Source organism: Roseateles sp. GW821-FHT02E12, from assembly GCF_059421665.1.
Genome location: NZ_JBWKVK010000003.1, coordinates 528,967 through 538,242, shown reverse-complemented (window position 1 = coordinate 538,242; position 9,276 = coordinate 528,967). Strand labels below are relative to the sequence as shown.

Below are 9,276 nucleotides of genomic sequence, written 5' to 3'. Positions count from 1 at the left end.
ACAACGCCAAAGAGGCCCGCCATGACCACCGCCCTCATCGTCATCGACGTTCAACACTCCTTCACCCAGCGCCCCACGTTCGAGACCGACGGCCTGCCGGCCTACCTGGCCGCGCAGAACCGCCTCATCGAGGGCTTCGAGGCTGCCGGCCTGCCCATCGTGCGCGTCTTCCACGTGCAACCTGACGCAACCGGCGCCGACCCCTTCAGCTTGGAAAGCGGCCATGTGCGCCCGCTGGAAGGCCTGCGCGACTTCAAGGCCGACCTGACCGTGCACAAGACCCGCCACAGCGCACTCGTCGGCAGCGGCCTGGACGTGTGGCTGACGCAGCACGGCATCCGCCAGCTCGTCATCAGCGGCATCCGCACCGAGCAATGCTGCGAGACGACGACCCGCCACGCGTCGGACCTGGGCTGGGAGGTCATCTACGTGCCCGAGGCGACACTCACGTTCACGATGCAACACCCCGACGGCTCGCCCCTGACGCCCGCCCAGCTCCGCGCCCGCACGGCCGCCGTGCTGGACGGCCGCTTCGCCCGCATCATGGATGCCGAAGCCGCGCTGCAGGCCGTCACCGAGAAGGAAGCCGCCCTTGCCTGACCCCAAGCAGGTTGTCTTCGTCCTGCAGGACGACAGCCTCGTCCTCGACTGGGCCGGCCCGGCCGAGGCGCTGCGCCTGGCCAGCCTCGAAATCGCCGCGCTGAAGCTGGCCGCCCCGCCGTTCGAACTGCGTTTCGTCGGCGTGCGCAGCGAATCGACCGGGTCGGTGGGCATCCAGTTGCAGGCGCTCGAACCCCTGCCGAACGACCTGCCTGAGGGCAGCTGGATCGTCCTGGTCGGCCGCACCTCCGCCGCCGAGGCGCGGCAGCCGATGCAACAGCGTGAACTCGTTGCCTGGCTCTCCCGCCTGGCGCCCGGCCGACCGGGCCTACGCCTCGTCACCGTCTGCTCCGGCGCGCTGCTGGCCGCCCAGGCCGGCCTGCTGGACGGCCGACGCGCCACCACCCATCACCAGCACCTGGACGACCTCGCCCGCCTCGCACCGCGCTGCACGGTGCTGCAGGACCGCGTCTTCGTGCAGGACGGCGAGGTTTTCACCAGCGCCGGCGTGACGGCCGGCATCGACCTGGCGCTGCACCTCATCACGGCGCATGCCGGCGAGCTGGTCGCGGCACGGGTTGCGGAACAGATGGCCGTGGCCCTGCGCCGCGGCCCGGCCGACCCCGAGCTGTCGCCGCTGCTGGCCCACCGCCAGCACCTGAACGCCCGCCTGCACCGCGTGCAGGACGCCCTCAGCGTGGCCCCGGCCGAAGACTGGCCACTGGAGCGCATGGCCGACCTCGCCGCCACGACGCCGCGCACGCTGAGCCGCCTCTTCGCCCAGCATGCCGACACCAGCCCCCAGGCCTATCTGCGCGGCGTTCGCCTGGCCGTGGCCAAGCGTTCCCTGGAAGCCGGCGCCAGCGTCAGCGCGGCCAGCGAGGCGGCGGGCTTCAACTCCGAACTGCAACTGCGCCGCGCCTGGGCCGCGGTCGGCTGGCCGGGCACGCCCTCCAGCGCCAGGCGCTGACGCGTTCGTCCCGCGGAATTGCAGTTCATCCGCCCGCGCCGGCGATCCATCGCCTGGGGCTCGCGGCGCGCCGGGTCAGTGACGAAACTGCAATCACTGACCCAGCCAACCCACCGGAGCCCACCATGAACACCGCAGCCAAGACCTTCATCGTCGCCATCGCTTCCGTCGCCGCCGCAGCCGCTGCCGGTGTGGGCCTGGCCAACCGCACGGCCGCCCCGGCTACCGAGGTGGTGAAGCTGGAACGCGTGGTCATCGTTGGCAAGCGTGCAGACGCGACGGTCGTGGCCCAGCTGCCGCGCGTCGTCATCGAAGGCCGCCGCGACACGACGACGCTGGCCGCTGCACAGACGCAGGTCTGGATCGTCTGAACCCCGCGCTGCCGTCAGTCACCCAACCCGCCGCTGGCGGGTTTTCTTTTTTCTGCTGTCAGCCGCAACAGGCGTACAGCGCCTGCACCAGCACGGCCGCATTCGGCCCGCCGACAACGCCCGGCGCCATGCGGTTCATCATGTAGGCGAGGCAAAGCCGCCTCTCCACATCCACCAGCACCAGCGAGCCGCCCCAGCCGCCCCAGAAGCAGATGCGCTGCTCGGGGATGAAGGGCAGCGTGGCCGGCTCGGGCAGGCCGTAGCCCATGCCCATGCACAGCGGCACGCCCAGCACGAGGTCGATGCCGCGGGCCTGCACGTCGAAGATGCGGTCCACCGTCTTGGGCTTGAGCCAGCGCCGGCCGCCCAGCGTGCCCTCGCAGGCGACGATGGATTGCAGCTGAGCGACCGAGCGCGCATTGCCATGGCCGTTGGCGGCGCCGATGTCGGCCCGGCACCAGTCCTCGCGGTGGCTGTAGGCCGCGTCGGGTGCCGGGTTGCCGAGGGTGCGCAGCATCGGGCTGCCGGGCGGGATGGCGGAGAAATCGACCGGGGCTGGAGGTGGCGGCACCACGCGGGCAACGCGCGCATCGTGTTCGGGCGGCAGGCCGATGTGGAAGTCCGCGCCCAGCGGCCCGGCCAGCTCGCTCGCCAGGAAGGCTCCCGTCTTCTGCCCCGTGATGCGGCGGATCAGCTCGCCCACCAGGTGGCCGTAGTTCAGCGCGTGATAGCCCGAGGCGCTGCCCGGGGTCCACCACGGCGACTGCGCCGCCAGCAGGGCCGTGCTGCGCTCCCAGTCGCACAGGTCGCCCATGCCCATGGGCTGCTCCCAGCCGCTGACGCCCGAGGTATGGCCCAGCACGTCGCGCACGAGGATGCCGCTCTTGCCGTTGGTGGCGAACTCGGGCCAGTAGGCGGCCACGGGGGCGTCCAGGTCCAGCTCGCCGCGGTCGGCCAGCAGCAGGGCGCAGAGGGACGTCATGGTCTTGGTGGTGGACCAGACATGGGTCAGCGTGTTGCGGTCCCAGGGCTTGTGGCGCGCCTCGTCGCACCAGCCGCCCCAGTGGTCGAGCACGAGCTCGCCCTCGACGGTCAGCGCCAGCGAGGCGCCCAGATCGTCGCCACGCTCGAACAGCGCGTCAAAGGCATGGGCGAGCGGTTCCCAGCGGGCCTGGTGGTGGCCCAGCAGATGCTTCATGGTGGTCTCCTCAGAAGTCGTAGCTCGCGCCGATGGCGAACTGGCGCGGCGGCGTGTAGGTGACCTGGCGGGCGGCACCCAGCAGCGGCGAGGCGATGCTCATGCTGGTGAAGGCCGCGGTGTCGCCCACGTTGCGGACGTTGGCCCAGAGCTTCCAGCGGCCCGCTGCAGGGCGCAGCGTGGCGGTCAGATTGAGCAGGCCGTAAGCGCCCTGCATCGCATCCGACGTGTTGAACTCGGTGAAGTAGAAGCGGCCGCGCCAGCTGTAGTCGGCACGCAGCGTCGTGCGCAGCTCGCCCAGGCTGCCGGCCCATTCGGCACCGAGAGTGACTTGCTGCTTGGAGGCCTGCGCCAGCTGGCGGCCACGCACATTGACCGGCGTCGTCGGCGCGTTGCGCAGGTCGACGTTGGTGAAGTCCGTGTACTTCGGGTCCATCAGGCCCAGGCCGGCGGACAGCGTCAGCTCAGGCAGCGGGCGCAGCGCGGCCTCGATCTCGACGCCATCGATGCGCGCCGCCGAGGCGTTGGCCAGCAGCGTCGTCGCCTGGCCGACCTGCGACACCTGCATGTCCTTGTAGCGGCTGCTGAAGACGGCCGCGCTGAGCACGCCGCGGCGCTGCAGGAACTCGGTCTTGAAGCCCAGCTCGATGCTGCTGACCTTCTCCGGCTTGACGAGCGTTGGCTGCAGCGCGCCGAGGTTGACCGCGCCCGACTTGAAGCCATGCGCCCAGCGCGCATAGGCCAGCGTGCCGGTGGCGGGTTTGTATTCGACGCCGATGCTGCCTGGCGTGCTCGTCCAGCCATCGCTCGGGTGGCCGGTGCCGGCCAAGCCGAAGGCGGCAATGTTCTGGTACTCGTCGGCACGCTTGCTGTCATGGTTGACGCGCAGGCCGGCCAGCAGCGACCACTGCGGGTTCAGCGTGTAGCGCAGGTCGGCATAGGCGGCGCTGGAGCGTGTGTGCACGGTGCCGCCGAGCAGGAAGCCGACACCGCCCGGGAAGGGCACGGTCATGGGTGCACCCGGCACGATGAAACCCAGCGGCACCTGGGTGCTGATGGTGATGTCCTGGCTCTGGTCGAACTGCAGCGCCGTAACGCCCACCAGCCATTGCAGCGGGCTGCCTTCGTCGGAAGCCAGGTGCACGTCCAGGCTCTTGTCTGTGCTGCCAGTCAGGAAGCCGGAGGTCGTGACCGCGGCCTCGGTGGTGTCGCTGTCCCAGAGCCGGTCGACCTTGCTGCGCCGCAAGCTGAGAGACGCGCTCAGCGTGTTGGGGCCCAGCGGCAGCTCCAGCAGCGCCTGCGCCGTGTTGACCTCGACGCGGTTGCTGGACCCCTGGCTCTTGACGACGCGCGGGTCGCTGCTCTGCGTGACGCCGTACAGCAGCACCGGGATGGAGACGGGATCAGCCAGCACCGGCACGCTCATGCCGGCGTCGCGCTCGCGGTAGTGGCCGGCCACGACCCTCAGCGTGCCGAGGCCCGACAGCCCCGATTGCAACTGCGCTCGCAGCGCGCGGCTGGACTGGTCATCCAGGCGCCGCGGCCCCTCGGTGAGCGGATTGCGGGTGTAGCCGTCGGCCTCCTTGACCTGGTAGGCCAGCCGGCCATCCAGCCCGTCGGCCAGCGGCCCGGAGACAAAGCCTTCGCTCTCGCGCCGGCCGTCGCCACCGAACAGCAGGCCGACGCGCCCCTGCAGCGTCGAGGTCGGCAAGGCCGAGATGATGTTGACCGCACCGCCGGTGGCATTGCGACCATAGAGCGCGCCCTGCGGCCCGCGCAGGATCTCGACGCGCTGGATGTCGAACAGGGCGGTGTTGGAACTGGTCTGATCCGACACATAAGCGCCGTCGCTGTAGAGCGCCACGCCGGGGTCGCCGCCGGCCAGGATGAAGACATTGCCGATGCCGCGCACAAAGAGCTGGGTGGCGCCCTGCCCGTTCGTGAACGAGGTGTTGGGGCTGAGCATGACGAGGTCGGCCAGCCCCGTGTCGCCGCGCTCAGCCAGGCGGGCGCCGTTCAGCGCGGTGATGGCGGCGGGCGTGGTGTCCAGCACCGTCACGCGGCGCTCGGCCGTGATGACGACGCGCTCGATCTGCACGTTGTCGGGGGCGGCCTGGGCCGCGGCCAAGGTGGATGCTGCGGCCAGCGCGATAGGGCTGAGTCTCATGCTCTGTCTCCGGTCGCCGCGTCTGTGTGGCGGCGTGCAGGCATGGTCGCGAGCGGCTCTTCGGCCGGCTATGGCGAATCGGCAGCGCGATGTGCCAAATCGGAACTTCGGCGGAACTTCGGCGGAACTTCAGTGGCTGTTCAGCGTCTGGCTGGGCGATTCGCCAAAGCGCTCGCGGTAGCGTGCGGCAAAGCTGCCGAGCTGCCAGAAGCCCCATTGCGCGGCCACCGACGTCACGGTGACGCCAGGTGCGGCAGACCGCAGCTCCTCGCGCACGCGGTCCAGCCGGTACTGCTGCAGATAGCGCTGCGGCGACACGCCGAAGTGGCGCTCGAAGCCCCGCGCCAGCGCGCGCACGCCGACACCTGCGGCCTCGGCGATATCGCCTACCGAGGGCACGTCGGCCGCATGGGCGTGGATGTAGTCGCGCGCCCGCCGTGTAGACAGCGGCATGGCGGCCGGTGCGTCCAGCCCGCGCGTGTAGCTGTTGGGCCAGGCCAGCAGCAGCTCGAAAAGCGCCGCGTCGCGCAAGCTGGCCTCCAGCCGCTGGGCCGCCGCATGCGGATAGGCCGGCGTGGCCGCCAGGTGCCCGAGCACGCGCAGCAGGGCCGCCACCGGCGCGCCACCGGCTCCGCAGTGGTCGGCAAAACGCAGCGGGTGAGCCAGGTCGGAACCGAGCAGGCTGCGGCAGGCACTGCCCATGTCGGCGTCGTCGACGCGCAGGTTCAACAGCTCCATGTCGCCCGACATCTCCAGCCCGTGCACCTCGTCCGGCGCGATGACGCCGGCGTCGCCCGCACCGTAGAGCTCGCGGTCGCCGCTGCGCCAGACCTCGCCCTGTCGCAGGTACGAAAACACCCAGTGCCCGTGGGCCCGCGGCATGGCCATGCGGGTGGAGGTGCCGTAGCGCACCTCACCCAGGTGCAGGCGGGCAAACTCGGCGCCGCGCAGCTTCAGCGCCAGGCCGTTCTCGTCGCCGATGCGCAGTGCATGCGGGCCGTAGACGCCGCTGAGCACCGCCTGGGCTTCGTCCGGATTGCTCGTCTCGCACAGCGCGACGAGGCGGGAGTTGCTCAGCGCGGCATCGACCTCCGCCCCCTGCAGAGGCTGGTCGGCACTGACGGCAGCGGCGATGGGCAGCATGGCCGGGTTGTAGGCCAATTCCTGGCCGGCCGCCATCGGTGCAATGCGCGGGCGCCACAGTCGCCCCCGAGACAGGCGTGACGAAGCTCATCCCCTAGTTCGAGCCGTCCCCAAGCTGTCGACGCAACCCGTCGCGACCGTGCCGAACTCGGTGACCGAATTGCCGCGTCGGTCGCATCGAAGTCGTCGCGAAGTGCCCCGCTCCACACACTGCCGCCGCCCGTTGCATGACGCCAGCGGACATCAACACAAGGAGCAAGCATGAACTTCAAAGCCACCCTGTGCGCCGCTGCTGCGGCCTTTTCCCTGTCCCTGCCGGCCCTGGCCCAGGAATCCAGCTACACGCCAGGCTCGGTCTGGTTCTTCTCCAACATCAAGATCGAGCCAGGCCAGTTCGAGAAGTACATGGACTACCTCGGCACCAACTGGAAGAAGGTGCAGGAGCTGGGCAAGAAGGAAGGCATCATCGTCTCGTACCACGTGCTGGCCGTGAACGCGCAACGCCACGATGAGCCCGACCTGGTGCTGGCCGTCGAGCTCAAGGACTACCAGAGCAACGCCAAGCAGCTGGCCTTCCAGAAGAAGATCGAGGCCATGCTGGCGGCCGACACGCGCAAGCAGGACGTCGCCGCCGGCGAGCGCGGCGTCATGCGCAAGCTGGTGGGCAATATGCAGCTGCAGGAGCTGGTATTGAAGTGACACCCAAAGCAAAACCGAAGCTTCGTTCAGGCTGAGGCTGTCCGTGGTCGGCGGGGTGCTGGCGACAATCCCTGGCTCACCACGGACCGCCCACCATGCTCGAACTGCTCGCCGACCCGCAGACCTGGATCGCCCTCCTCACGCTGACCGCGCTGGAGCTGGTGCTGGGCATCGACAACATCATCTTCATCAGCATCCTGGTGGACAAACTGCCCAAGGCGATGCAAGAGCGCGCACGGCGCCTGGGCCTCTTCATGGCCATGTTCATGCGTATCGGGCTGCTGATGATGCTGGCCTGGATCGTCGGCATGGTGGAGCCGCTGTTCACGCTGCCCCTGTTCGACAAAGCCATCTCGGGCAGAGACCTCATCCTCATCGGCGGTGGCCTCTTCCTGATCTGGAAGAGCACGGGCGAGATCCACGGGTCGCTGGAAGGCGAGGACGAGGCCCACGGCGTGGGTGGCAAGGCCAAGGCCGCGTTCGCGGCCGTCATCCTGCAGATCATGGTCATCGACCTGGTCTTCTCGCTGGACTCCATCATCACCGCCGTCGGCATGGTGGACGACGTGCGCATCATGATCGCCGCCGTCGTCTGCTCCGTCGGCCTGATGATGCTGTTCGCCGCCCCCATCGGCCGCTTCGTGTCCGACCACCCGACGATCAAGATGCTGGCGCTGTCCTTCCTCGTCGTCGTCGGCGTCGTGCTGGTGGCCGAGGGCTTCGGCCACCACGTGCCCAAGGGCTACATCTACTTCGCGATGGCCTTCTCGCTGGGCGTGGAGATGATGAACATCAAGATGCGCAAGAAGTCGACGACCAAGATCAAGCTGCGCCAGCAGATCCCGGGCGGCGACGACGAGTGAGCCTGCAGGCACACTCGGGGCGTGCACCTGACGCCCTTCATCGCCGTCGACGCCATCTCCTTCGGCATCTCGCCTGAGCAGCTCACCGCCCGGCTGGGCCCGCCAGGCAAGGTCGAGCGCAACAACATCGCGCTGACGGCCTACGACTACGGCGACAGCGTCTACCGCTTCGAGGACATCGGCCGGCTCGAAGAGATCACGCAGCATGCGCCGGTGCTGCACCTGGGCGCCGTCGCCATTCCGTTCATCGCGCTGGAAGGCTTCGTGCGCGCCCAGGACGCCGACGCCTTCGAGCGCGCCGGCTTTCTCGTCAGCCCCGCTTTCGGGCTGGCCTTCGTTCCGCAAGAGCCGGACTGGGTCACGGCGCTGGCGCGTCACTGCATCCCGACATGGCGGGCGCTGTGAGGCGCTGCCTGGCTGCCCTGCTGCTCGCGGCCTGTTGGCCGGCAGGCGCGCAGCCGCTGGCCCGCCTCGATCACATCCCAACCGCCGTGCGCGACCTGGATCAGGCGGCGGCTGATTTCCGCGCGCTCGGCTTCGCGATCAAGCCCGGGCGGCCGCATGCCAACGGCTTGCGCAACGCGCACATCAAGTTTGCCAACGGCGCCGGGCTGGAGCTGATCACGGCCAGCACGGCGGCGGACGGCCTCAGCAGCCGCTACAAGGCATTTCTGGACGAGGGCGAAGGCCCGGCCTTCCTGACGCTGCATGCCGCCGACGAGACCCGTGCCGCTGCCGCGCTGCGGGCGGCGGGCATCCCGCACCGGCATGACGCCGACGGGCTCACGCTGACCGACCCGCGGCTGAGCTGGATCTTCTTCGCCGGCGACAACCGCTCGCCGACGGACCGCCCCGAACACTTCGCGCATGCCAACGGCACGTTTGCAACGCGTGAAGTCTGGGTGGCGATGGACAACGCGACGCCACTCGTGCAACTGCTGTCGGTCCTGGGCGCCAGCTCGCACGAGGAGACGCGCCGCGAGCCTCTGGCCGCCCAGGCCCGCGTCTTCGAGCTCGCCGAGGGCGGCCGCATCGTCATCGTGCCGGCGCGGCATCAGATCGTGCTCGGCCATTCCATTATTGGCGTGACGATGGCGGCGCGAAGCGGCGAATCCACGTCACTCGTTCGAGTCCACGGCCTGTGGCTGACGCTGCAATCCGAGCGCTGACTCAAGTTATCGCTGTGCGCAGATCACGGCCCGGCAAACCGGATCGGCGAGCCCGACGGCGGCACCAACAGTTGTCCTGATGCCCCTTTGAGCTAC

10 protein-coding genes are annotated in these 9,276 nt (G+C 69.5%); 7 read left to right on the top strand and 3 right to left on the bottom strand.

What is annotated here, in order from left to right; all coding sequences use genetic code 11:
• The first annotated feature begins 21 nt into the window (after positions 1 to 21).
• The 3 genes from AC07V5_RS20400 to AC07V5_RS20390 all read left to right on the top strand — a co-directional run bounded on the left by AC07V5_RS20400 (position 22) and on the right by AC07V5_RS20390 (position 1,941).
• The gene (locus AC07V5_RS20400; protein ID WP_495117540.1) at positions 22 to 600 is read left to right on the top strand and encodes a cysteine hydrolase family protein; all 579 of its coding nucleotides are present in this window, start codon (positions 22 to 24) and stop codon (positions 598 to 600) included.
• Positions 593 to 1,570: a GlxA family transcriptional regulator gene (locus tag AC07V5_RS20395; RefSeq protein WP_495117539.1), complete on the top strand. Its 978-nt coding sequence runs from the start codon at positions 593 to 595 to the stop codon at positions 1,568 to 1,570. The genes AC07V5_RS20400 and AC07V5_RS20395 overlap by 8 nt, the downstream gene beginning before the upstream one ends.
• 125 nt (positions 1,571 to 1,695) lie before the next feature.
• Complete coding sequence (locus AC07V5_RS20390) at positions 1,696 to 1,941, top strand: hypothetical protein (protein ID WP_495117538.1); 246 nt, start codon at positions 1,696 to 1,698, stop codon at positions 1,939 to 1,941.
• A 58-nt stretch (positions 1,942 to 1,999) separates the two neighbouring features.
• Here the strand turns inward: AC07V5_RS20390 and AC07V5_RS20385 are convergent, their stop codons facing one another.
• From AC07V5_RS20385 to AC07V5_RS20375, 3 genes are all read right to left on the bottom strand, one after another.
• Positions 2,000 to 3,139, bottom strand: a complete 1,140-nt coding sequence (locus tag AC07V5_RS20385; protein ID WP_495117537.1) for a serine hydrolase domain-containing protein — start codon at positions 3,137 to 3,139, stop codon at positions 2,000 to 2,002.
• Positions 3,140 to 3,149: 10 nt separating this feature from the next.
• The gene (locus AC07V5_RS20380; protein WP_495117536.1) at positions 3,150 to 5,306 is read right to left on the bottom strand and encodes a TonB-dependent receptor; all 2,157 of its coding nucleotides are present in this window, start codon (positions 5,304 to 5,306) and stop codon (positions 3,150 to 3,152) included.
• Between the two features lie 129 nt (positions 5,307 to 5,435).
• Positions 5,436 to 6,485 carry a helix-turn-helix transcriptional regulator gene (locus AC07V5_RS20375; RefSeq protein ID WP_495117535.1) on the bottom strand — a complete coding sequence of 350 codons (1,050 nt, stop codon included), beginning with the start codon at positions 6,483 to 6,485 and terminating at the stop codon, positions 5,436 to 5,438.
• 225 nt (positions 6,486 to 6,710) lie between these two features.
• Between AC07V5_RS20375 and AC07V5_RS20370 the strand changes: the two genes are divergently transcribed.
• From AC07V5_RS20370 to AC07V5_RS20355, 4 genes are all read left to right on the top strand, one after another.
• Entirely contained in the window at positions 6,711 to 7,148 is a 438-nt protein-coding gene (locus AC07V5_RS20370; RefSeq protein WP_495117534.1) for a hypothetical protein, read from the top strand.
• A 95-nt stretch (positions 7,149 to 7,243) separates the two neighbouring features.
• The gene (locus tag AC07V5_RS20365) at positions 7,244 to 8,011 is read left to right on the top strand and encodes a TerC family protein (protein ID WP_495117533.1); all 768 of its coding nucleotides are present in this window, start codon (positions 7,244 to 7,246) and stop codon (positions 8,009 to 8,011) included.
• Positions 8,012 to 8,032: 21 nt separating this feature from the next.
• Entirely contained in the window at positions 8,033 to 8,416 is a 384-nt protein-coding gene (locus AC07V5_RS20360; RefSeq protein ID WP_495117532.1) for a hypothetical protein, read from the top strand.
• Positions 8,401 to 9,180, top strand: a complete 780-nt coding sequence (locus AC07V5_RS20355) for a VOC family protein (protein WP_495117531.1) — start codon at positions 8,401 to 8,403, stop codon at positions 9,178 to 9,180. The genes AC07V5_RS20360 and AC07V5_RS20355 overlap by 16 nt, the downstream gene beginning before the upstream one ends.
• Positions 9,181 to 9,276: the final 96 nt, after the last annotated feature.